General features: G+C 34.3%; 20 protein-coding genes. 15 read left to right on the top strand and 5 right to left on the bottom strand.

Annotation, left to right across the window (positions count from 1 at the left end; translation table 11 throughout):
• Positions 1 to 77: 77 nt before the first annotated feature.
• The 4 genes from BUB25_RS09845 to porT all read left to right on the top strand — a co-directional run bounded on the left by BUB25_RS09845 (position 78) and on the right by porT (position 2933).
• Complete coding sequence (locus BUB25_RS09845) at positions 78 to 425, top strand: 2TM domain-containing protein (RefSeq protein ID WP_072943652.1); 348 nt, start codon at positions 78 to 80, stop codon at positions 423 to 425.
• Positions 422 to 904: a dihydrofolate reductase gene (locus BUB25_RS09840; protein ID WP_072943650.1), complete on the top strand. Its 483-nt coding sequence runs from the start codon at positions 422 to 424 to the stop codon at positions 902 to 904. The genes BUB25_RS09845 and BUB25_RS09840 overlap by 4 nt, the downstream gene beginning before the upstream one ends.
• Before the next feature lie 593 nt (positions 905 to 1497).
• Complete coding sequence (ubiE, locus tag BUB25_RS09830) at positions 1498 to 2232, top strand: bifunctional demethylmenaquinone methyltransferase/2-methoxy-6-polyprenyl-1,4-benzoquinol methylase UbiE (RefSeq protein WP_072943645.1); 735 nt, start codon at positions 1498 to 1500, stop codon at positions 2230 to 2232.
• On the top strand, positions 2229 to 2933 hold the full coding sequence (gene porT / locus BUB25_RS09825; protein WP_072943642.1) for a type IX secretion/gliding motility protein PorT/SprT: 705 nt from the start codon (positions 2229 to 2231) through the stop codon (positions 2931 to 2933). Before ubiE ends, porT begins: the two co-directional genes overlap by 4 nt.
• Before the next feature lie 55 nt (positions 2934 to 2988).
• Here porT and BUB25_RS09820 read toward each other — a convergent pair whose 3' ends face one another.
• Positions 2989 to 3714 (bottom strand): TrmH family RNA methyltransferase, encoded by a 726-nt coding sequence (locus BUB25_RS09820; RefSeq protein ID WP_072943630.1) that lies wholly within the window; start codon positions 3712 to 3714, stop codon positions 2989 to 2991.
• Positions 3715 to 3751: 37 nt separating this feature from the next.
• Here BUB25_RS09820 and tamL point away from each other — a divergent pair, with 37 nt between their 5' ends.
• From tamL to accD, 3 genes are all read left to right on the top strand, one after another.
• Entirely contained in the window at positions 3752 to 6307 is a 2556-nt protein-coding gene (gene tamL / locus BUB25_RS09815; protein ID WP_072943627.1) for a translocation and assembly module lipoprotein TamL, read from the top strand.
• Positions 6308 to 6374: 67 nt separating this feature from the next.
• Positions 6375 to 7442 (top strand): class II fructose-bisphosphate aldolase, encoded by a 1068-nt coding sequence (gene fbaA, locus BUB25_RS09810; RefSeq protein ID WP_072943624.1) that lies wholly within the window; start codon positions 6375 to 6377, stop codon positions 7440 to 7442.
• Positions 7443 to 7515: 73 nt separating this feature from the next.
• Positions 7516 to 8370, top strand: coding sequence for an acetyl-CoA carboxylase, carboxyltransferase subunit beta (gene accD, locus BUB25_RS09805; RefSeq protein WP_072943621.1), 855 nt, complete (start codon positions 7516 to 7518; stop codon positions 8368 to 8370).
• Positions 8371 to 8429: 59 nt separating this feature from the next.
• Here the strand turns inward: accD and BUB25_RS09800 are convergent, their stop codons facing one another.
• Both BUB25_RS09800 and BUB25_RS09795 read right to left on the bottom strand, forming a co-directional pair.
• Positions 8430 to 9476, bottom strand: a complete 1047-nt coding sequence (locus BUB25_RS09800; protein WP_072943619.1) for an NAD(P)-dependent alcohol dehydrogenase — start codon at positions 9474 to 9476, stop codon at positions 8430 to 8432.
• 113 nt (positions 9477 to 9589) lie between these two features.
• Complete coding sequence (locus BUB25_RS09795; RefSeq protein WP_072943616.1) at positions 9590 to 10840, bottom strand: ABC transporter permease; 1251 nt, start codon at positions 10838 to 10840, stop codon at positions 9590 to 9592.
• 197 nt (positions 10841 to 11037) lie between these two features.
• On the opposite strand from BUB25_RS09795, the gene purH reads away from it, so the two are divergent.
• The 6 genes from purH to rodA all read left to right on the top strand — a co-directional run bounded on the left by purH (position 11038) and on the right by rodA (position 18257).
• Complete coding sequence (gene purH, locus BUB25_RS09790) at positions 11038 to 12564, top strand: bifunctional phosphoribosylaminoimidazolecarboxamide formyltransferase/IMP cyclohydrolase (RefSeq protein ID WP_072943614.1); 1527 nt, start codon at positions 11038 to 11040, stop codon at positions 12562 to 12564.
• Positions 12565 to 12618: 54 nt separating this feature from the next.
• Positions 12619 to 13647 (top strand): rod shape-determining protein, encoded by a 1029-nt coding sequence (locus BUB25_RS09785; RefSeq protein ID WP_072943612.1) that lies wholly within the window; start codon positions 12619 to 12621, stop codon positions 13645 to 13647.
• 106 nt (positions 13648 to 13753) lie between these two features.
• Positions 13754 to 14578, top strand: a complete 825-nt coding sequence (mreC, locus tag BUB25_RS09780) for a rod shape-determining protein MreC (RefSeq protein WP_072943610.1) — start codon at positions 13754 to 13756, stop codon at positions 14576 to 14578.
• Positions 14571 to 15077: a rod shape-determining protein MreD gene (locus tag BUB25_RS09775; protein ID WP_072943607.1), complete on the top strand. Its 507-nt coding sequence runs from the start codon at positions 14571 to 14573 to the stop codon at positions 15075 to 15077. Before mreC ends, BUB25_RS09775 begins: the two co-directional genes overlap by 8 nt.
• A complete protein-coding gene (gene mrdA, locus BUB25_RS09770; RefSeq protein ID WP_072943605.1) occupies positions 15074 to 17005 on the top strand; it encodes a penicillin-binding protein 2 in 1932 nt (643 codons plus the stop codon). Before BUB25_RS09775 ends, mrdA begins: the two co-directional genes overlap by 4 nt.
• Before the next feature lie 16 nt (positions 17006 to 17021).
• Entirely contained in the window at positions 17022 to 18257 is a 1236-nt protein-coding gene (gene rodA / locus BUB25_RS09765) for a rod shape-determining protein RodA (RefSeq protein WP_072943603.1), read from the top strand.
• 20 nt (positions 18258 to 18277) lie between these two features.
• On the opposite strand, the gene BUB25_RS09760 is transcribed toward rodA, so the two are convergent.
• Positions 18278 to 19108, bottom strand: a complete 831-nt coding sequence (locus tag BUB25_RS09760) for a DNA/RNA non-specific endonuclease (protein WP_072943600.1) — start codon at positions 19106 to 19108, stop codon at positions 18278 to 18280.
• 116 nt (positions 19109 to 19224) lie between these two features.
• The gene (locus BUB25_RS09755) at positions 19225 to 21495 is read right to left on the bottom strand and encodes a carboxy terminal-processing peptidase (protein WP_072943598.1); all 2271 of its coding nucleotides are present in this window, start codon (positions 21493 to 21495) and stop codon (positions 19225 to 19227) included.
• A 196-nt stretch (positions 21496 to 21691) separates the two neighbouring features.
• Here BUB25_RS09755 and surE point away from each other — a divergent pair, with 196 nt between their 5' ends.
• Both surE and BUB25_RS09745 read left to right on the top strand, forming a co-directional pair.
• Positions 21692 to 22471 (top strand): 5'/3'-nucleotidase SurE, encoded by a 780-nt coding sequence (gene surE, locus BUB25_RS09750; RefSeq protein WP_072943596.1) that lies wholly within the window; start codon positions 21692 to 21694, stop codon positions 22469 to 22471.
• Entirely contained in the window at positions 22464 to 22736 is a 273-nt protein-coding gene (locus BUB25_RS09745; protein ID WP_072943594.1) for a hypothetical protein, read from the top strand. The genes surE and BUB25_RS09745 overlap by 8 nt, the downstream gene beginning before the upstream one ends.
• The last annotated feature ends 45 nt before the right edge of the window (positions 22737 to 22781 follow it).

Raw genomic sequence — 22781 nt, 5'->3', positions numbered from 1 at the left:
GCTATAAAAATAATCCAGATCTCAAATAGCAACTTTTATAAATTAAATTTTATCTTTATAAAATAAAATTTAGACTAATGGAAAGAGACCAACACGAATTATACGAAACCGCCAGAAGAAGAATAAGACAAAAAAAAAGACTTTATTACCACTTCGTTTTATTGACACTTGGTAGTTTATTTCTCTTTATATCAACCAAAATTTTCAATACAACCATAAATACAAGTTGGTATATCTGGATAATTACTTTGTGGGTTTTTATTTTTATTTTACATTTTATAAAAGTTTTTATCACGGATCGTTTCATGAATAAGAACTGGGAAAGAGACCAAATAGATCGTCTAGTTGCTTTGCAGCAGAAAAAAATAGCCGAATTACAGTCAAAAACAGCCGAGGACTTACCTAATAAACTTGAAACGGAATGATTATAATGATTGCGGCAGTAGCCGAAAACAATGCACTTGGAAAAAACAACGAATTAGTTTGGCACCTGCCCAATGACTTTAAGAGATTTAAAAATCTGACTTCGGGGCATCACATCATTATGGGCCGAAAAACTTTTGAAAGCTTCCCTAAACCATTACCTAACAGAACCCATATTGTAATAAGTCGTCAGGAAAACTACAAGCCCGAAGGTTGTATTGTGGCAAACAGCATTGAAGAAGCAATAAAAATATGTCCTGAAAATGAAATATCTTATATCATTGGAGGAGGAGAAATATACGAATTGGGAATGATTCACTCTGATAAAATAGAACTTACTCTGGTGCATCACAGTTTTGAAGCAGATGCTTTTTTTCCGGAAATCAACATGGATGATTGGAAAATAATTCATTCTGAATTTCAAGCTAAAGATGAAAAACATCTTTTTGACTACACCTACCAGACTTACATTAGAAAATAAAAAACACCTCATTACGAGGTGTTTTTTTTATCAATGACTAGGAAAAAAAGATTTATGCCTGGAACAAGATCTGATAAGATAACATAAAAATCACAAACGTTAACAATACTCCTGAAATACAAGTGATAACATTTGATGTTTTATGAGAATACATCTCAAAAAAGCCTTTAATACCAAATACCACGAAGGTACTAAAGACAAAAAAAATAAAAATTTCCAAAAACAAATTTAATCCTAAGAACGTATGTTGCGCTAAAAGTACACTACCGTTTTTTAAAACGGCACCATCAAAACAGCTCACAAGAACAAGTGACAAAATTAGCGCAAGAAGCAGCCACTTGATTTGAATCATTAATTCCCTGTTAATCATTGAAAATAAAATGTTGTCATTTATATTTTGTAAAATTCGGCATTAATATCCTTGCTTACAATACCCACTTTTAGTGATATTTAGAATAAATTTGACCTAGCGTTCATTTAAATTTTGATCAAAAAAAAGAAAGACTATATATTTAGCCTATTATTTCTCACTATTTAAAAAACTAGAATACAGTTCAAAATAGATTGTATTATATTTGTGAAAATTTAAAAAAATGTCAAAAAACATAACTCCATATAAAGATTCCTCCTTAGGCAAAAAAGAACAAGTCGCAAAAATGTTTGACACCATCTCTGGAAATTACGATAACTTGAATCGTGTCATCTCATTTGGGATAGATGTAAAGTGGCGCAAAAAGGTTTTAGGAATTGTAGCTAAGTCCAATCCTGAGACCATTCTTGATATTGCAACAGGAACGGGAGATTTAGCTATTTTAATGGCCAATACAAATGCTAAAAAGATTATTGGTCTGGATATCTCAGCCGGTATGCTCGAAGTAGGCGTAAAAAAAATTGCAGATAAAAACTTATCCAATACTATCGAAATGGTTTTGGGAGACTCTGAAAACATTCCCTTTGACGACAATTATTTTGATGCTATAACGGTTGCTTTTGGAGTTCGAAACTTTGAAAATCTCGAAAAAGGACTAGCTGAAATTTTGAGAGTTCTAAAACCAAACGGAACATTTGTAATTTTGGAAACTTCGGTTCCAGACAAAACTCCGTACAAACAAGGCTATAATTTTTACAGTAAAAACATCCTTCCCATTATTGGAAAATTGTTTTCAAAAGACAATGTGGCTTATGGTTATCTATCTGAATCAGCGGCAGCTTTTCCTTATGGTGAAGCTCTAAACAATATTTTAAGGAAAATTGGGTTTATAGATGTTGTGGCGTTGCCGCAAACATTTGGCGTTGCCACCATTTATTCTGCATCAAAAAAAATATGAAAAAAATTGCCGTCATAGTTTTACTTGCCTTATCCCTTGAAGGATACTCGCAAGGTCAAAATAGAATATTCGGAAAAGATCCGATCATCAATTTGGAAAACTTCCAAAAGCAAAGACTCTATTTTGGGTTTTATTTGGGCTTTAACTCTTTTGATTTCAAAATAGACTACAAAACAGACGGTCCAGACATACTAGTAAAAAAAACAACAGGATTTAACGTAGGACTAGTGAGCGATTTAAAACTGCAAGAATACATAAACTTACGTTTTGAACCGGGTTTGTATTACACTAAAAGAGAACTGAATTTTCCGGGTTTTACGAGAGAAATAGACGCCTTAAGAGAAGTGAACAGTACTTATATCCATTTCCCTTTACTGTTAAAATTTTCATCTCTCAGAACCGGAAACGTCAGACCTTATTTATTGGGCGGGGTATCTACTACTTTGAATTTATCCAGTAATTCGAAATCAAAAGATGATAACTCTGCTCAAAAATTCAGAGTACAACCTTGGACTAAAAACTATGAAATAGGATTTGGAATAGACATTTTCTCTGAATACTTCATATTTTCCCCTTCTATAAGAGGGGTTTTTGGACTTTCGGATGAGCTAATACGTGACAATGATCCTAACAGTCCTTGGACCAGTAATATTGAATCAATGAAAAACAGGGCTGTTTTTATTAATTTTACATTCCATTAAAATTAAGATTCTTTTGTGCTTTTCAGCCAACAACTCTGATTAGTTAATACTTGAATTATCCTCTTCTAAACTCACTAAGAATAATAGCCGTAGCGGTAGCCACATTTAAACTTTCTGTTTTTTGAATATCACCAAAACGCGGAATTGTAAGTCTGTTATTGATGCTCTTTTCTAGCTCCTGAGAAATTCCATTAGCCTCATTGCCCATAATAACTATTCCTTCTTCTGGTAAATCTGTTTTATAAATATTCTCTCCATCCATAAAAGTGCCAAAAACAGCTAATTTACTTTGAGAAATAAACACATTCAAATCTATATAATTGACATTAACCCTAGCAATAGATCCCATAGTGGCTTGCACCACTTTTGGATTGTATATATCAACCGCATCTTTAGAACACAGCAATTGCTTTATCCCAAACCAATCACATAATCGTAATATGGTTCCTAAATTTCCGGGATCGCGAACCGAGTCTAAAGCAAGGATCAATCCTGATTCGATGATTTTTTTCTCTGCAGGGATTTTAAAAACCGCCAAACAAGTATTAGGTGTAGCCAAAGCGCTAATTTTCTTTAAATCGGCTTCACTAATCAAAGTTCTTTTTGAAGCCTCAACCTCTTCAAAATCATTTTGAATAGTATACAAATGCTCGAGTTCAAAATTTGATTGCAATAATTCTTGAATTACTTTTACACCTTCGGCAAAAAACAATTGATTAGCAACTCTATACTTTTTTTGTTGTAAACTCGATATAAGTTTTATTTGGTTTTTACTAACCATAAAAATATGTACTTTTGAATTAAATATTTTAGAACACTTGAAAAAAATTTCAACAAAAATATCATTATTTATTCTAATAGGGATAATTATATCTGCCTGTAACGCTGAAAAAAGAGTTCCAGAGGGAAAACAACTCCTTATAAAAAATCAAATTACAGTAAACGAGAAAAATACCAAAGATGAAAACACCTTTAATCAGTTGTACCAAAAACCAAACGGTACTTTATTAGGGAATCGTTTTCGTTTGAACTTATACAATTTAGCTAACCTTAATCCTGACTCAACCTATCAGGCTAAATTTACCAATAATCCAAAAAAATACGAGAGAAAAGTAAAATGGTTGTCTGCTAAACAAGTAGACCGTCTTGGAAAATCTTTTTGGTACAAAGGAATTAATGATTTCCTGAAGAAAACCGGAGAACCACCCGTAATAATTGACTCCTCTAAAACAGAAAAATCGCTATTGCGTCTGAAATACCATTATTTTAACAAAGGTTTTTTTAATGTAAAAACTGCGTATAAACTGGACAGCGTAGCTCCTAAAAGAGGAAAATTAAAATATACCATAACTACAGGTGAAGGTTATTTATTGGATTCCATAAAAACGACTATTTCGACACCGGCATTAGACTCTTTGTATGAGTCGCACAAATCACATACTTTCCTTAAATCAGGCAAACAATATCAGACAGTAGATTTTGAAGATGAGAAAAACCGCATTTCAACACTCTTTAGAAATAATGGCGTTTATTATTTCCAGCCCACTTATGTTACCTATGACATAGATACAATTAACAAGAAAAATGCAGCCAATGTAAATTTAATTATAAACGATTATTCTTATATCGAAAAAGATTCGACAAGGACAGAACCTTTTAAAATGTATAAAATAAGTGATGTAAATATTTATACTGATTATTCAGCAAATAGCGATAGTTCCATAATTAAAGACAGTACTTCTTACAAGAATTTCAATTTGTACAGTCATGAAAAATTAAAATACAAGCCTCGTGCTATAACGGACGCCATTTTTATAACTAAAGGAGGTCTTTTTGCCGATAACAAAACGATACTTACGACCCGTTATTTGAACAATTTAAAAATCTTTAGCTACCCCAGCATACAATATGAAGTAGATAAAAGAGATTCTACAGCTAATTCACTGATTGCAAAAATATATTTAACCCCAAGAAAAAAATATAGTTTTGGCGCCTCGGTAGATCTAACTCACTCCAATATCCAGGATTTTGGTATTTCGTTTAGCCCTTCACTTTCGATAAGAAATGTATTTAACAGAGCTGAAACTTTAGAAATTTCGGCTAGAGGAAATGTGGGTTCCTCTAAAGATTTAGCAAATCCAAAAAACCAGTTATTAAATGTCTCCGAATATGGTGTCGACTTAAAATTAAATTTCCCGAGAATCCTCATACCTTTCTCTACCGAAAAAATAATCCCAAAAAGTATGATTCCTTCCACGCTCATAGCGGTGGGATTTGCAAGACAGACAAACATTGGTCTAGACAAAGAAAATTTTACCGGATTATTTTCTTACAACTGGACTCCAAAGAAAAACAATACCGCTCGTTTTGACTTATTCAACATACAATTTGTTCGAAACCTAAATCCTAAAAACTATTTCAATGTGTATGGTTCTTCTTATAATGCCTTAAATAACATTGGTAAAATATACAATACAAAACCGGAATATTTCGACAATCCAGACGACAAGAATTTAATAATTGAAGAAGGTACAAAAGGATTTACGAATGACGTACTAACAGGCGGTATCACCTTGCCCGAAAAAGATTATGCCACCATAAAAAGTATCGAAGAAAGAAGAATGAGACTTATAGAAAATGACTTTATTCTAGCCACCAGTTTCACTTTTTCCAAAACGACAAAAACAGATTTACTTGACAATACCTTTTATCTTTTTAAAACCAAAATTGAATCTGCAGGCACCCTTTTATCTCTGATTTCCAATGCCACAAAAAAAACTGTAAATGAAAAAGGAAATTATGATATTCTCAATTTAGAATATTCTGAATACCTAAAAACCGAATTCGATTATATCAAGCACTGGGATTTATCTAGGGAAAAAGTACTTGCAGTGAGAAGCTTTTTCGGGATTGCAGTACCTTTTGGAAACTCGGACAACATTCCTTTTTCAAGAAGTTATTTTTCTGGAGGTTCAAATGATAACAGAGCTTGGCAACCTTATAGTTTAGGTCCCGGAAGTAGTGGCGCCACAAATGACTTTAATGAAGCCAACCTGAAAATTGCCGTGAGCGGAGAGTTTAGATTTAAAGTTTTAGGCCAATTAAAAGGGGCTTTCTTTGCAGATGCAGGAAACATCTGGAATGTTTTTGACAATGTAGAAGATGAAAAATCTACTTTCACAGGACTTAAGAGTCTAAAAGACCTGGCGCTGGGCACTGGATTTGGTCTTCGCTATGATTTAAGCTTTTTTGTTGTCCGTTTCGATTTAGGTTTTAAAACCTATAATCCAGCCAATGAAGAGGGCAAAAAATGGTTTCATGAATACAATTTTGGACACTCTGTTTTAAATTTTGGAATTAATTACCCTTTCTAATGCTAATTAATTCTTATTTTTGCAGACTTAAACTAAAAACTAGAGAAACCAACTAAAAAAAATTACAATGGCACATAACATCAAATCAGGCGTAGCTACAGGAGATCAAGTACAAGAAATATTCAATTATGCAAAGGAAAAAGGCTTTGCTCTTCCTGCAGTAAATGTTACTGGTTCAAACTCAATAAATGGTGTTCTTGAGACTGCAGCAAAATTAAATGCTCCTGTTATTATTCAATTTTCTAACGGAGGTGCACAATTTAATGCTGGGAAAGGGCTTTCAAATGCAAATGAAAAAGCAGCAATCTTAGGTGGAATAGCTGGTGCAAAACACATCCACACCCTTGCTGAAGCTTATGGAGCTACAGTAATTTTGCATACTGATCACTGCGCTAAAAAATTATTGCCTTGGATTGACGGATTATTGGACGCTTCAGAAGAGCATTTTGCAGCAACTGGAAAACCATTATTCAGTTCTCACATGATTGACTTATCTGAAGAACCAATCGAAGAAAATATCGAAATCTGCAAAGGTTACCTAGAGAGAATGAGCAAAATGGGAATGACATTAGAAATCGAACTTGGAATCACAGGTGGAGAAGAAGACGGTGTTGACAACTCTGATGTTGACAGCTCTAAATTATATACTCAACCAGAAGAAGTGGCTTATGCTTACGAGGAATTATCTAAAATAAGCCCTAAATTTACAATTGCAGCTGCTTTTGGAAATGTACACGGAGTTTACAAACCAGGTAATGTAAAATTGACTCCAAAAATTTTGAAAAACTCTCAAGATTTTGTTCAAAACAAATTCAACACTGGACACAATCCAGTAGATTTTGTTTTCCACGGAGGATCTGGATCAACATTAGAAGAAATCAGAGAAGGAATCAGCTATGGTGTAGTTAAAATGAACATTGATACTGATTTACAATTTGCTTTTACAGAAGGGTCTCGTGACTATATGACTAAAAACATTGAATATTTGAGAACTCAAATTGGTAACCCTGAAGGTGCTGATGTTCCTAATAAAAAATATTACGATCCAAGAAGATGGTTGCGTGAAAGCGAAGTAACTTTCAACACGAGATTAGAGCAAGCATTTGCTGACTTAAATAATGTGAATACACTATAAAATTACGATATAAGAATTATGACATGCGATTTTAAATCGTATATCGTATATCGTAAATCTTAAATTAATAAATATGGCTTGGTTTAAAAGAAAAGAAAAAGGAATTACAACGGCTACCGAAGACAAAATGGATGTCCCAAAAGGACTTTGGTACAAGTCACCTACCGGAAAAATCATTGATGCCGAAGAGCTGGAACGCAATTTATTTGTAAGTCCGGAAGATGGTTTTCACGTTAGAATTGGTAGTGCTACCTATTTTGAAATTTTATTTGACGACAATAAATTTGTTGAATTAGATAAAAACTTAACTTCCAAAGACCCTTTACACTTTGTTGACACAAAGAAATATGCTGATCGTCTTAAAGATGTAATGGAAAAAACCAAACTAAAGGACGCTGTACGTACAGCTGTTGGAAAATCAAAAGGCAAAGATTTAGTGATTTGCTGTATGGATTTTGCCTTTATTGGCGGTTCCATGGGAGCTGTTGTAGGTGAAAAAATAGCAAGAGGAATTGATCATTCGATCAAGAACAACATTCCTTTTTTGATGATTTCTAAATCAGGTGGAGCCCGTATGATGGAAGCAGCTTATTCATTGATGCAATTAGCTAAAACATCTGTAAAACTTGCCCAACTTGCCGAAGCAAAAATTCCTTATATTTCGCTATGTACGGATCCTACAACCGGAGGAACAACAGCTTCCTACGCCATGTTAGGAGACATCAACATTGCCGAACCTGGTGCCTTAATTGGATTTGCAGGACCTCGAGTTGTAAAAGACACTACCGGTAAAGATTTACCAGAAGGTTTTCAAACTTCTGAGTTCTTATTGGAGCATGGTTTCTTAGATTTTATTACACCAAGAAAAGAATTGAAAGACAAAATCAATCTTTATATTGATTTGATTCAGAACAATGAAATCAGATAAATAAAAAAATCCCGAATTAAATTCGGGATTTTTTTTGCTTAAAAAGTACAGCGTTACTTTTACTTCAAACTCGCCATATCGATCACAAAACGATACTTAACATCACTTTTGTTCATTCGCTCATAAGCTTCATTAATATAAGACATATCAATCACTTCAACATCTGAAGTTATATTGTGTTCGGCGCAATAATCTAACATCTCCTGAGTTTCAGCAATTCCACCTATTAGGCTACCCATAATCTTTCTGCGCTTCAAGATTAATGTAATGGCAGGTATTTCGGCAGGTGCTGTAGGAACTCCTACAATTATCATGGTTCCATTTGTATTTAATAAATTCAAATAGGCATTATAATCATGTTTTGCCGAAACGGTATTTAAAATAAAATCAAACTTATTTGCTAGAGAGTCCATTGTTGCGGCATCAGATGTTAGAGCAAAATGATGCGCTCCTAATTTTTTTGCATCAGCTTCTTTAGAAGGCGAATGGCTTAACATTGTCACTTCTGCACCAAAAGAAACTGCAAATTTCACGGCCATATGACCCAATCCTCCTAAACCTAATACACCTACTTTATGTCCTTTTCCTACCTTCAAATAGCGTAATGGAGAATAAGTTGTAATACCTGCGCAAAGCAAAGGAGCCACAGCCGAAAGTTCTAACTTATCCGAAATATGCAAAGTATAATCTTCATCAACGGTAATACTGGTTGAATATCCGCCATAAGTAGGTATTTTAGTTCCTCTTTCATAGCTATTATAAGTACCTGTCATGCCTTCTTCACAAAACTGTTCTTCTCCTGACTTACAACTAGGACAAGTTCTACATGAATCTACAAAACAACCCACGCCCGCTAATTCTCCAATCTTGAATTTAGTCACTTCGCTCCCAACGGCTGTAATCCTTCCTACAATTTCATGACCCGGTACTAATGGATAAATCGCAGGTCCCCAATCTCCTTTAGCAGTATGAATATCAGAATGACAAACACCACTATAAAGTATCTCTATCTGAACTTGTTTAGCGCCAAGTTCTTTTCTATCAAATGAATACGGCCTCAATGGGGTTTCTGCATCGTAGGCCGCATAAGCTTTAATTGTTGTCATATTGTAAATTTTAGATGAGGGTTAAAAGTACAAAAAAACAAAGCCCAAAAACACGAACAATACAATAAATCGACTTAAAAAAACTTATGAGAATCACTTTTCTTTCTAAAACATTACATCCCTGTTCTAATTGCTTCTACAGGATCTAATTTGGAAGCTGTTATCGCTGGAACAATTCCGGATATAAGTCCAATTAGAGCAGCCAGACCAGTTCCTAGAACAACATTTCCCATTCCCAGAACGAATTCGAAGTCCAAAACTTTTGTGAGTACTACAGAAATAATCCAGACTAAAACCAGTCCTATAATCCCACCAATCACAGAAAGGATGACCGCTTCAAATAAAAACTGAAATAAAATAAATCTGTTTTTAGCGCCTAAAGATTTTTGTATTCCTATTAAATTTGTGCGTTCCTTTACCGAAACAAACATGATATTAGCAATTCCAAAACCGCCAACCAGCAGTGAGAATCCACTAATTATCCAGCCGACAAAATTCATTTGACCAATAATTCCGTCAATTAGATCCGTAAATCCTGAAAGAACATTAATAAAAAAATTATTGTCTTCATCAGCTTTCATCCCTCTAATGGTTCTCAATTTTTGCACAACTTCAGCTTTATAAGCATCCATATCGATTCCTTTTTGCGGCTTAATCAATATCACGGGCGTCATAGAACTGTTATTATCCCCATACATGCGTCTCAAAAAATTAACCGGTAAAAAAACCGAAGTATCATTATCATCGCCAAACAAACCCGCGCCCTGCTTCTTTAAAACTCCAATAACCGTAAAACGCTGTCCATATAATCGAATATTTTTTCCGATGGGCTCACTTTCTTCAAATAAATTTTTAGCGATTTCATAGCCCAAAACAATAACAGCAGTCCCTGAATTAGATTCGGATTCATTGTAAAATCTTCCTTTTTCAAACTCAAGCCCTTGAATATCTATAAACTCATAAGAAACCGGAACCACATTTACATCACTGACTGTTTTTGATTCGTATTTAATGCTCTCGCGTTTCACAAAAAACTGATAAGCGATTTGTTCCGTATTATTTAAAGATGCTTTCAAAGAAGTATATTCATCATATTTCACATCAGGAAACTGCTCTCTTTTCCATTGCGGAATTTCTGACGGACCAAAAGAAAAACGCATTAAATAAATGGTGTTTTTATCTAAGCTACTCAAATCTTTAGTGATTTTTCTATCCAAAGAATCTACTGCTGCAAGAACCGCAATAATCGAAAAAATTCCAATGGTCACTCCCAGCAAAGAAAGCAAAGTTCGTAACTTATTGTTGCGCAAAGCATTCATAGCAAAAGTGAAACTTTCTTTCAATAATCGAAGATAAACTAGCATAATATCATTTTTGTGTTACAGTAAAATTCTATAAATATTATTCAAAAACCTAGAAAAACAAATGCTCATTGTAGCCCCATCTTTACATTTTACCGTCAATAGTAAATTAATGGAATAATTTCGAAATTATCTCATTTTCAAATAGTCTAATTTTCACATTAAAAAACTATTTTTGCACTTTATAATTATAACTACACATGAACACAACAAAAACAATTCAATCTGCATTAATTTCAGTTTTTTCGAAAGAAGGTCTTGAACCAATTGTAAGACTCTTAAACAGTCAAAATGTTACACTTTATTCTACAGGAGGAACTGAAGATTTTATAAAAAACTTAGGAATTCCCGTAGTTCCTGTTGAAGACGTTACTTCTTACCCATCCATTTTAGGAGGAAGAGTTAAGACTTTACACCCAAAAGTTTTTGGTGGAATTTTAAATCGTCAAGATAACGAAAGTGACGTGCAGCAAATGGAGGAATTTAACATCCCTCAAATTGACTTGGTGATTGTTGATTTATATCCTTTTGAAAAAACCGTTGCTTCAGGAGCGAGCGAAGCGGATATCATTGAAAAAATAGATATTGGTGGAATTTCTTTGATTCGCGCTGCCGCAAAAAATTTCAAAGACACCGTAATTGTTGCCTCTGTTGATGAATATAGCACACTTTTGGATTTGATTACAACTCAAAACGGAGCAACTACTCTTGCTGACAGAAAACTATTGGCTACAAAAGCATTTCATGTTTCTTCTCACTACGACACTGCTATTTTTAATTATTTCAACACTGATGAAACTTTTTATAAAGAAAGCATCGCCAATGGTCAAGTCTTGAGATACGGTGAAAATCCACATCAGAAAGGATTCTTCTTTGGTGATTTTGACGCCATGTTCCAAAAATTACACGGAAAAGAATTGTCTTACAATAACTTATTAGACGTAGACGCTGCCGTAAATTTAATTTATGAATTCAAAACTGACGGACCTACTTTTGCTATCCTAAAACACAATAATGCTTGCGGTTTAGCTACAAGAACAACCATCAGCGAAGCGTATAACGCTGCATTGGCCTGCGATCCTACATCTGCTTTTGGCGGTGTATTAATTTCTAATACAAAAATTGACGTGGCAACAGCTACGGAAATTAACAAATTATTCTGTGAAGTAGTTATCGCTCCAGAGTATGATACTGAAGCCATTAGCATTTTACAAGAGAAGAAAAACCGAATTATACTAGTTCAAAATGAGGTTGAATTGCCTAACAAACAAGTTAGAACTTGCCTAAACGGGCTTTTAATTCAAGAAAGAAACAACATCACTGACAATAAAGACGACTTAAGAACCGTTACCATAACAGCTCCTACAGCGCAGGAAATCGAAGATTTAATATTTGCTTCTAAAATTTGTAAAAACACCAAATCGAATACGATTGTTTTTGCAAAAAACGGAACTCTTATTTCATCAGGAACTGGACAAACTTCACGAGTTGACGCTTTATTACAAGCAATTGAAAAAGCAAAAACATTTGGTTTTGACTTAAAAGGTGCCTCAATGGCGAGTGATGCCTTTTTCCCTTTTCCAGATTGTGTCGCTCTTGCAAAAGAAGCCGGCATAACGGCTGTTATCCAGCCTGGAGGATCTATAAAAGACGAATTAAGCATTGACTATTGCAACGAAAATAATCTTGCAATGGTATTTACTGGAACACGTCATTTCAAACATTAATTTGTTTAACTTTGCAAGCTATTATTTATTATAACTTTTAACCCTAAATAATTTATGGGATTTTTTGATTTCATGACCGAGGATATTGCGATAGACCTTGGTACCGCTAATACTTTAATCATACATAATGACAAAGTAGTTATTGACAGTCCATCGATTGTTGCCCGTGACAGGATCTCTGGTAAAATCATCGCTGTTGGTAAAGAAGCCAACCTGATGCAAGGTAAAACACATGAAAACATTAAGACAATAAGACCTTTGAAAGATGGTGTAATTGCTGATTTTGATGCTTCAGAAAAAATGATCAGTATGTTTATAAAAAGCATACCGGCATTAAAAAAGAAAATGTTCACTCCGGCCTTAAGAATGGTGGTTTGTATCCCTTCTGGAATTACTGAAGTTGAGATGAGAGCCGTTAAGGAATCTTGTGAAAGAGTAAATGGTAAAGAAGTATATCTAATACACGAACCTATGGCTGCGGCCATAGGTATCGGCATCGATATTATGCAACCAAAAGGAAACATGATTGTAGACATAGGTGGTGGTACAACCGAAATTGCTGTTATAGCATTAGGCGGAATTGTATGCGACAAATCAGTAAAAATTGCTGGAGATGTATTTACAAATGACATCGTGTATTATATGCGTACTCAACATAATCTTTTTGTTGGAGAAAGTACTGCTGAAAAAATAAAAATACAAATTGGAGCAGCAATTGAAGACTTAGAAACTCCTCCAGAAGACATGTCAGTACAAGGAAGAGATTTACTTACCGGTAAACCAAAACAAGTAGACGTTTCTTATAGAGAGATTGCTAAGGCTTTAGACAAATCCATCCAAAGAATTGAAGATGCAGTTATGGAAACTTTATCTCAAACACCTCCTGAATTAGCAGCTGATATCTACAACACCGGTATCTATCTTGCAGGTGGAGGATCCATGTTAAGAGGATTAGACAAAAGAATTTCTCAAAAAACAGATTTACCTGTTTACATAGCCGAAGACCCATTGAGAGCTGTAGTTAGAGGAACAGGAATGGCTCTTAAAAATATTTCGAAATTCAAAAGCATCTTAATAAAATAAGATGTTTATAAATTGATACCTGAGTATCAATTCATAATACAAACTTAAAAGTTCAAAGTAATCAGACACTTAAGCTCATACTGAAACAAAATAATCAAATAAGAGAATGCAGCAAATATTTAATTTTATATTCAAAAACAGTAACAGACTACTGTTTTTGCTGTTATTATGCGTTTCGCTTTTGCTTACCATACAATCTCATTCCTTTCACAAAAGCAGGATCATAAGCTCCGCCAATTTTTTAAGTGGCGGTGTCTATGAGAGAATAAACAATATAAGCGAGTATCTGAATTTAAAAACCGAGAACGAAGCATTAGCCCTTGAAAACGCAAGGCTAAAAAGTATTGTATTCAATACTAAAGATACACTCGCCTTACAAAAATTCGAAAAAATCAAAGGTGTTGACCCAAAAGACATTGTTGTATCTAAAGTCATTCATAACTCATACAACGTTCATGAAAATTTCATTACCTTAAACTCTGGCTCTTTACAAGGTATAAAACCTGACATGGGAGTAATTAATAGTCTTGGAATCATTGGAATTGTTGACAAAACTTCTCCAAAATATTCAACCGTTGTAAGTATCTTGAATGTAAAATCCCAAATAAATGCCAAAATTAAGAAATCAAATCATTTTGGTTCTTTGATTTGGAATGGAAAAAGCACCGGTTTTGTTCAATTAGTAGACGTACCTAGATTAGCTTCGGTTAGAAAAGGAGACACCATAGTAACTGGCGGTCAATCTGTTATTTTTCCTGAGAATATTAATATAGGAACAATCCATAAAGTATATATTGATAATAAAACCAACTATTATACATTAGACATAAAACTCTTTAATGACATGACTAATCTAGGTCATGTTTACATCATAAAAAGTGAAGATCGAGAAGAGCTTAATAACTTAGAAAAAAGAACCAAAGATGAATAGCACTTTATTAACCAATATTTTGAGGTTCGTTTTGTTGTTGGCCGTCCAAATTCTTATATTCAATAACATGACTTTTTTGGGATTTATCATCCCATTGCCTTATCTTTTGTTCATTATCTTATTTCCAGTAAACGGCAATAAATCAGGATTGCTGGTTGCCAGTTTTCTACTTGGCATAATTATGGATGTGTTTTCAAACTCAGGAGGGATTCATGCTACTGCTTGTTTAACTTTAGCTTATTTACGCCCCTCTCTTTTTAAATTTGCATTTGGAGTGAGTTACGAATATCAAACCATAAAACTAAACGATGTTTTAACCCCGGAACGATTTTCTTTTATTTCGTTAGCGGTACTTATTCATCATTTTACACTATTCCTATTAGAAGCCTTTCAAATAAGCTTCTTTTTAGACTTATTAATAAGAACCCTTTTAAGTGCCGTATTCACCATTATTAGTTGTATTATCATAATATACCTTATTAAGCCCAACAAAAAATGAGAAAACTTCTGCTGCCTTCTTTAATCATTGTTGCAGCATCATTGCTAGTAATCCGAATATTTTATTTGCAAGTGATCAACGACACTTTCAAACTAAAATCAGAAAATAATGCCATTAAAATCAAGTATGATTATCCCGAAAGAGGTTATATCTACGATAGAAATGGGAAATTATTAGTGGCTAATCAGGCATCCTATGACATCATGGTAATTCCTAGAGAATTAAAAAACATAGACACGCTGGAATTCTGCCAATTACTGAATATCACAAAAGAAGATTTCATTAAAAAAATTGCCAAGGCTAAAATTTATAGCCCACGCTTACCTTCCGTTTTTTTACCTCAATTAAACAAGAGCGAATTTGCCGCTTTCCAAGAAAAAATCAGAAAATTTGAAGGCTTTTATTTTCAAAAACGTTCCTTACGTGATTATGAAGTCGATTTTGGAGCCAATATCTTTGGATTCATCACCCAAGTCAACGAACAATTGATCGCAAAAAACCCCTATTACAAAAGTGGCGACTTGATAGGACAACAAGGTGTTGAACAATACTATGAAGAAATTTTGCGTGGTATAAAAGGGGTAAAATATTTCCAGAAAGACAAATACAATCGAGAAATTGGGTCCTATAAAAATGGAAAATACGATACTATTGCCGTACAGGGAGAAGACATCAATCTTACTCTTGACGCAGAACTTCAAAAATATGGAGAGCAATTAATGATTAATAAAAGAGGAGGAATCGTTGCTATTGAACCAAAAACCGGGGAGATTTTAGCCTTGGTTACTGCCCCATCTTATGATCCTGGCATCTTGGTAGGTAGACAAAGATCGAAAAATTACACGATGCTTTATCATGATTCCATTGCAAAACCACTATACGACAGAGGCCTTTTGGCTGAGTATCCTCCTGGCTCACCATTTAAAATACTAACAGGTCTTATTGGTTTGCAAGAAGGCGTCGTAGATGAACAAACTTCGTTTATGTGTAATCATGGTTTTAGTTACGCACGAGGACGATTTATGAAGTGTCATGATTCAGGACCGCATCAATTGCACAATGGAATATACCACTCTTGCAACACTTATTTTGCACAAGTTTACATGCGAACCATTAACAAATACAAAAAACCAGCCTATGCAGTTGACGTATGGAGCGATCATGTAAAAAGCTTTGGTCTTGGACAATTTATGGGCTATGACTTACCTACTGGGAAAAGAGGAAATGTGCCAACATCTAAAACCTATAAGAGAATCTATCCAAACGGCGGATGGAGAAGTACTACTATCGTTTCTAATTCTATAGGTCAAGGTGAGGTTTTAATGACCCCTATCCAACTGGCAAACATGATGGCTACAGTGGCCAATGAAGGTCATTACTTTACTCCTCATATTATCAAAAAAATAAAAGGAGAGAATATCGACCCTAAATTCAAGGTAAAACACGAAACTACGATAGATAAAAAATATTTCAAACCCATGATAAGTGGTTTGTTTGATGTATACAATCAAGGAACAGCCAGAAGTTTAAGGGTGGAAGGGATTGACATCTGTGGTAAAACAGGAACCGCTGAAAATTTTGCTAAAATTGGAGGCAAAAGAGTACAACTGGAAGATCATTCCATTTTCGTTGCTTTTGCACCAAAAGACAACCCTAAGATTGCCATTGCTGTTTTAGTAGAAAACGGTGGATTTGGAGCCACAATAGCAGGACCAATAGCCAGTTTAATGATTGAAAAATATCTTCGAAAAACCATCACAAGAACCGATTTAGAAAAAAGAATTCTAGAACGAAGTCTTCAAGATCGTTATGCAAAGCTAGGCGGACTTTCGGATGTGGTGAAATTGCAATTGAAAAAACAAGATTCAATTTTAAAAAGTAAAAAAATAGCCCCAGCAATAAAAAAAGATACTACTAAACAAAATTAATAAGAGTTCATTTCAAATGAAAAACCAAAGTATAAAGAAAAATCTGGACTGGACCTGTGTCATTATCTATTGCTTATTAGTGATTATGGGCTGGTTGAATATATATTCTTCATCATTGTCTTCTATAGAGGACACTTATCAAAAACAGCTTATCTTTATCCTACTGACAATTCCATTAATTTTCATTGTACTTGCTATAGATGGAAAATTTTATGAAAAATATGCGAGTATCATTTTTGGCATTTCCTTATTGTCTTTGGTCGGCTTATTTCTATTTGGAAAAACTATCGCTGGTCAAAGATGCTGGTACGCTATTGGCAGCTTTACTCTTCAACCATCTGAATTTGCAAAAGCAGCAACTTCATTAGCTTTAGCCAAATATTTGAGTGATTCTCAAATAAACTTAAAAGACATCAACCGACAAATACAGGCTCTTGCAATTGTATTTTTACCCGTACTACTTATTCTACCGCAACCCGATCCGGGAAGCGCGCTTATTTATAGTATTTTCATAATTATATTGTATCGCGAAGGACTTCCTGCTTGGTATGTTTGGACTGGATTTACTGCAATATTATTATTTATGCTAACCCTGGTAATAGAGCCTCAATACGTCATTTTAATCGCCTTATTAGTGATAATTCTTATCCATTTTAAGTCCAGATTAGCTGACAGAAATATTATAGCAAGCAGCCTACTTTTTGTTCTAATTTCGGGTTTTGTTCTCTCTGTAGATTATGTTTTTGATAATGTTTTCAAACAACATCACCGTGATCGTTTTAATATCTTGCTTGGTAAAGCCGTCGATTTAAAAGGCATTGGATACAATACAAACCAATCTGAAATAGCAATTGGTTCAGGTGGTTGGATTGGAAAAGGCTTCCTTGAGGGAACACAAACCAAAGGTGGATTTGTACCGGAACAACATACTGATTATATTTTTACCACCGTTGGAGAAGAATGGGGCTTTGCAGGCTCACTAGTGGTTATCGGTTTATTTGTAACTTTATTTCTACGTGTTATTTATTTGGCCGAAAGACAAAAAACAAAATTCAGCAGAGTTTATGGCTATTGTGTTGCCGGTATCTTATTTACCCATTTCTTCGTAAATATCGCAATGGTTGTAGGTATATTTCCTACTATTGGAGTTCCATTACCGTTCTTTTCTTATGGAGGATCCGGTCTTTGGGGATTCACCATCTTATTGTTTATTTTCCTGAAAATGGATGCCAACAAGGTAAATGAATGGTAATTTCAAGACTATTTTTATGACTATTTAGAAAGCCAAGACTTATAACTGGTGCTTTTTTCTAATTCCTTTTCGATCTTATCATCTAATGCAGGGAAGAAATCTATCCCTGTCATTTTCTCAATACTATCCATAGAAACGACAAAGTCGTACAAAGGCTTATCACTTTTCTTGTTGGGCATCAAAAAAGCAATCATTTTAAAATTTCCTTTAGAATCATCTAATATAATTTTATAAAAAAACTCTGGCACTGCAACCTTCTCTCTACCAATAGTCTTCAAAGAGGGACTTAAAACACCCCCAGTAACTACAAAAACGTCATCATATTGCTCTGCCCAATAACGTACTTTCTCTTCTAGTCTGTTCCAAATACCACCATTGAAAGCGCGATCTTGCGGTGAGATATTTGACGTATAAAACGTATCATTATAAGCCTCACTATCAAATTGCATATCAGCCGCTGGACAAAGATGGCCTTTATCAAATCCCGAATTTTTAAAATTACGCCAATCTGCTGAAACAGTTTTAACTTTAGGATCTTCAATAAAAAAAGGTCTTTTGAACCTATTTTTTTTAATATATCCCTTTTTCAATTCGTAAGCTACCCACTCTGCTTGCTCCCATTTTTCATTATAGGACAAAGTATAATAATTATGAATCACTATTTGCCCCGATGTGGAAGTAGGCAGAAAATTAAACGAGCCAGAACTATTAACTTCTGAACGGTCTTTTGTATCCAATTCTTTGGCTTCCTCATAAGACAGCACTACATCTTCTTGAATCTCTTGAGAAGAATAAAGAATCATAGAACTAACCCCAACGACAATGATCAAAAAAAATTTAATATATTTCATCTATGAATTTATATTTTGGCTCAAAATTAATTGAAAGTATAGGCCAATAAAAAAAGCTCCAAAATTACTTAAATTTCTGGAGCTTTTTGTGCTATGTTGTTTATTACAAATCTGATTTATGACTTAACAAGCTTCTCTTTTTTTAGTTTAGAAGGAATACTTTTCTTCAAATCAGTCTTAGGCTGTAAATCATCCAAAACATTCAATGCTTCCTCGATATATACATCTTTAGACAAACCTTGATGCCATCTTTCTCTTTTTTCTTTTAAAACACTGTCTTTTGCAAATTCTTCAATCTCATAAGGCAAAGAATTAAATTTCAAATTATTTTTATATTGAGAGATAGGTTTGTATTTTTTAGCTTTTTGCTCTATTTCATTTTGAGCCATTCTAAATTTATCAATATTTAAACTATAAGTATTGTCATCTTTTCTACTGTCTATCCATTTTGCATTATCCTCAATCAACTGAAATTGTGGGTTACTAGCAATTCTATTTTTACTATTCAAAATAGCCTTATTAAAATTTTCGTTTTTATTCCAAACCGTATAGTCAGCAGCATCAATTTTATCCCAAGGCATCGCGTTTTCTACGTCACGTTCGCCCATTTTTAAATAAGCAAATCTATCCGGCATAACAATATCACTGCTCACACCTTCTAGCTGAGTTGAACCACCGTTTATTCTATAAAACTTTTGGGTAGTCGTTTTCAATGCACCCAAATCACCTACAGAACTATTGCGTACAAATTGATTAAAATCAATCACATTTTGCACCGTTCCTTTACCGTAGGTCTGTTTACTACCCACTATAATTCCTCTTTTATAATCTTGAATTGCAGCTGCTAAAATTTCTGAAGCCGATGCAGAGAAACTATTGACCATAATTACCAATGGTCCATCCCATTCAATTTTTTTATCTCTATCGTATAAGACTTCTTTTTTTAATCCAGCAGATTTAATTTGAACAATTGGCCCTTGCTCTATAAACAATCCGGCTATATCAACAACTGTCGATAAAGATCCACCGCCATCATCACGTACATCAAGAACAATTCCGCTTATTTTTTCTTTTTTCAATCGTTCTACTTCAAGGGCGATGTCTTTTCCGGCATCTCTGCCGCCTCGATCTGCAAAATCAATATAGAATTTAGGCAAATAAATCACGCCATATTTCAATCCGTCTTTAACTACCACACTGGACTTAACATAGGTCTCTTCAATTTCGACAATATCTCTTATTATCGATATTACTTTAATGGTTCCATCTACTTTTTTTACGGTAAGACGGACTTCAGAACCCTTAGGGCCTTTAATCTTTTTTACCACATCTTCAAGACGCATTCCTACAACATCTACCGGGTCTGCGTTTCCTTGAGCCACTTTAGTAACTAAATCACCTGCTTCAAGCTCTTTCCCTCTCCAAGCCGGACCACCGGATATCAATTCTGAAATTTCGGTATAGTCATTCTTCTTTTGAAGACGTGCTCCAATCCCTTCTAACTTTCCGCTGATATCTACATCAAAACGCTCTTTTTCCTCAGCTGCAAAATAATTCGTATGAGGATCAAAACGGGCTGTAATCGAATTAATATAAACTGAAAACCAATCGTCACGATCTAAATCTTTCATAAAACCGAAATACTCATCCAGTGCTTTCAAGGCATTATCTCTGGTTTCTTTCTCGAGCTCTGCAAAAGTTTTAATCTTATCTGTATCTCCAGATACTTTGTTTTTAGTTTTTATTAAATCATTTTCAATTTTATCTCCGCTTTTTACCAATGCTTCATCATCGTCAGTAGACTTACTTTCAACTCCTTTTAGCCTGTCTTCTTGCATCTTCAAACGGTCAGTCAAAGACGAAAGAGTAGACAATTTAATTTGTTTTCTCCAACGATCTTTAAGCTCCTTTTCATTTTTAGCATAAGGCGCCTTATCATAATCCGTATTAAAACTCTCATCAATAGAGTAATTAAACGGAACATTCAATACTTCTTTATAAATTTTCTTGCTTTCATCCATCCTTTTCATCAGACGATCATAAGTCAAACTAAAAAAGGTCAAATCCTTATTGATTAAAGCATCATCTAATTCTGTTTCAAATTTGGAAAACTCATCTATATCAGATTGCAAGAAAAAACGTTTAGACGGATCTAAAGCTTGTATATAATCCTTATACACCCCTTTTGAGAAGTTATCATCAATCGCGGCAGGACTATAATGTCCTTTTTCGATGACGAAAGTCAATAATTCCAAAAGCAACTTGTCTTTTCCTGGATCAGCCTCAGTTCCTGATTTGATTTCGAAAGCAAATAGTGTTACCGAAACAACAACAATTGCAAGAAGTATTTTATAATTTCTCTTCATAAAGTTAATAATAGTATTCATCCAAATTTTTAAACTAATTTACAGTAAAAAACATGCCAAGCCTTATGCTATCCACATAAATTTTTGTTAAAGATATAAAATAGTTCTTTTTGTTTTGGCATTAATCCACAAGTTAATAAATTTTGTTTCCTTTGCTTGAAAGATACAAATCTGTACAATTTGATTTAATTTTCCAAATCATAAAACTCAAAATAGAATGAATAAAGTCAAACCTTTAATTTTAATCACAAATGACGATGGGGTTTCGGCTCCCGGACTTAGAGCCTTAATTTCCGTTATGGCCGAAATCGGAGAAGTGGTAGTCGTGGCTCCTGATCAACCACAAAGCGGCATGGGGCACGCCATAACCACTAATAACACTTTATATTTGAATAAAATTTCAAAAGAAAATGACTCCATTTTAGAATACAGCTGTTCAGGTACGCCGGTGGATTGTGTAAAATTGGCAGTAAATGAAATCTTAAAAAAGAAACCGGATCTTTGCGTATCAGGAGTGAATCATGGCTCGAACTCCTCGATCAATGTAATTTATTCCGGAACAATGAGTGCTGCCGTAGAAGCGGGTATCGAAGGAATCCCTGCTATTGGTTTTTCACTTTTGGATTACGACTGGAATGCTGATTTTGAAACCATGAAGCCATTTATTCGAAAAATAACTTTGGAAGTTCTTAAAAATAGTCTGCCAAAAGACATCGTTTTAAATGTAAATTTCCCCAAGTTAAAAAAAGACGATATCAAAGGAATAAAAATTTGTCGTCAGGCCAAAGCGCTTTGGGTTGAAAAATTCTACAAACGCCAAACGCCCCAAGGAAGAGATTATTACTGGTTGGCAGGCGAATTTGTGAACCAAGACAAAGGAGAAGATACTGATGAATGGGCTTTGGCAAACGGTTATATTTCTGTGGTTCCCGTTCAATTTGATTTGACGGCGCATCACGCCACGCAACAACTTAACTGCTGGAACTGGAATGAATAAAATTGATTTATTAATCGGACTACTAATTGGCTTTATGGCAGCAATTGCCGGCTGTTTTATTTTTATAACTTTTTTCACCCCTTATGATTTTGTAAACGGATTTTACATCCTGAAATCACAAGGTTCACTAGGAAAATTAATCACCCTCGGATCCATTCTAGACTTAGTTGCATTTGCAGTTTTACTGAAATTAAACCAAGAACTGATGGCTCGTGGCGTTATATTGGCCGTTATTATAATGACGATTCTTACTTTGTTTGTATAAAAATAACATTCAATTCGCTTGATTGATGCACTATCAATACCTATT

The organism is Flavobacterium granuli (genome assembly GCF_900129705.1).
GTDB classification, from domain to species: domain Bacteria; phylum Bacteroidota; class Bacteroidia; order Flavobacteriales; family Flavobacteriaceae; genus Flavobacterium; species Flavobacterium granuli.
The sequence above is the reverse complement of the archived record's forward strand: the minus strand, read 5'-3'. Positions and strand labels throughout refer to the sequence as shown.

Bases quoted from the DNA above. Each gene is read 5' to 3' on its own strand.
- BUB25_RS09845 (WP_072943652.1), top strand. From the start codon at position 78: ATGGAAAGAGACCAACACGAATTATACGAAACCGCCAGAAGAAGAATA.
- BUB25_RS09840 (WP_072943650.1), top strand. From the start codon at position 422: ATGATTATAATGATTGCGGCAGTAGCCGAAAACAATGCACTTGGAAAA.
- ubiE (WP_072943645.1), top strand. From the start codon at position 1,498: ATGTCAAAAAACATAACTCCATATAAAGATTCCTCCTTAGGCAAAAAA.
- porT (WP_072943642.1), top strand. From the start codon at position 2,229: ATGAAAAAAATTGCCGTCATAGTTTTACTTGCCTTATCCCTTGAAGGA.
- BUB25_RS09820 (WP_072943630.1), bottom strand. From the start codon at position 3,714: ATGGTTAGTAAAAACCAAATAAAACTTATATCGAGTTTACAACAAAAA.
- fbaA (WP_072943624.1), top strand. From the start codon at position 6,375: ATGGCACATAACATCAAATCAGGCGTAGCTACAGGAGATCAAGTACAA.
- accD (WP_072943621.1), top strand. From the start codon at position 7,516: ATGGCTTGGTTTAAAAGAAAAGAAAAAGGAATTACAACGGCTACCGAA.
- BUB25_RS09800 (WP_072943619.1), bottom strand. From the start codon at position 9,476: ATGACAACAATTAAAGCTTATGCGGCCTACGATGCAGAAACCCCATTG.
- BUB25_RS09795 (WP_072943616.1), bottom strand. From the start codon at position 10,840: ATGCTAGTTTATCTTCGATTATTGAAAGAAAGTTTCACTTTTGCTATG.
- purH (WP_072943614.1), top strand. From the start codon at position 11,038: ATGAACACAACAAAAACAATTCAATCTGCATTAATTTCAGTTTTTTCG.
- BUB25_RS09785 (WP_072943612.1), top strand. From the start codon at position 12,619: ATGGGATTTTTTGATTTCATGACCGAGGATATTGCGATAGACCTTGGT.
- mreC (WP_072943610.1), top strand. From the start codon at position 13,754: ATGCAGCAAATATTTAATTTTATATTCAAAAACAGTAACAGACTACTG.
- BUB25_RS09775 (WP_072943607.1), top strand. From the start codon at position 14,571: ATGAATAGCACTTTATTAACCAATATTTTGAGGTTCGTTTTGTTGTTG.
- mrdA (WP_072943605.1), top strand. From the start codon at position 15,074: ATGAGAAAACTTCTGCTGCCTTCTTTAATCATTGTTGCAGCATCATTG.
- rodA (WP_072943603.1), top strand. From the start codon at position 17,022: ATGAAAAACCAAAGTATAAAGAAAAATCTGGACTGGACCTGTGTCATT.
- BUB25_RS09760 (WP_072943600.1), bottom strand. From the start codon at position 19,108: ATGAAATATATTAAATTTTTTTTGATCATTGTCGTTGGGGTTAGTTCT.
- BUB25_RS09755 (WP_072943598.1), bottom strand. From the start codon at position 21,495: ATGAATACTATTATTAACTTTATGAAGAGAAATTATAAAATACTTCTT.
- surE (WP_072943596.1), top strand. From the start codon at position 21,692: ATGAATAAAGTCAAACCTTTAATTTTAATCACAAATGACGATGGGGTT.
- BUB25_RS09745 (WP_072943594.1), top strand. From the start codon at position 22,464: ATGAATAAAATTGATTTATTAATCGGACTACTAATTGGCTTTATGGCA.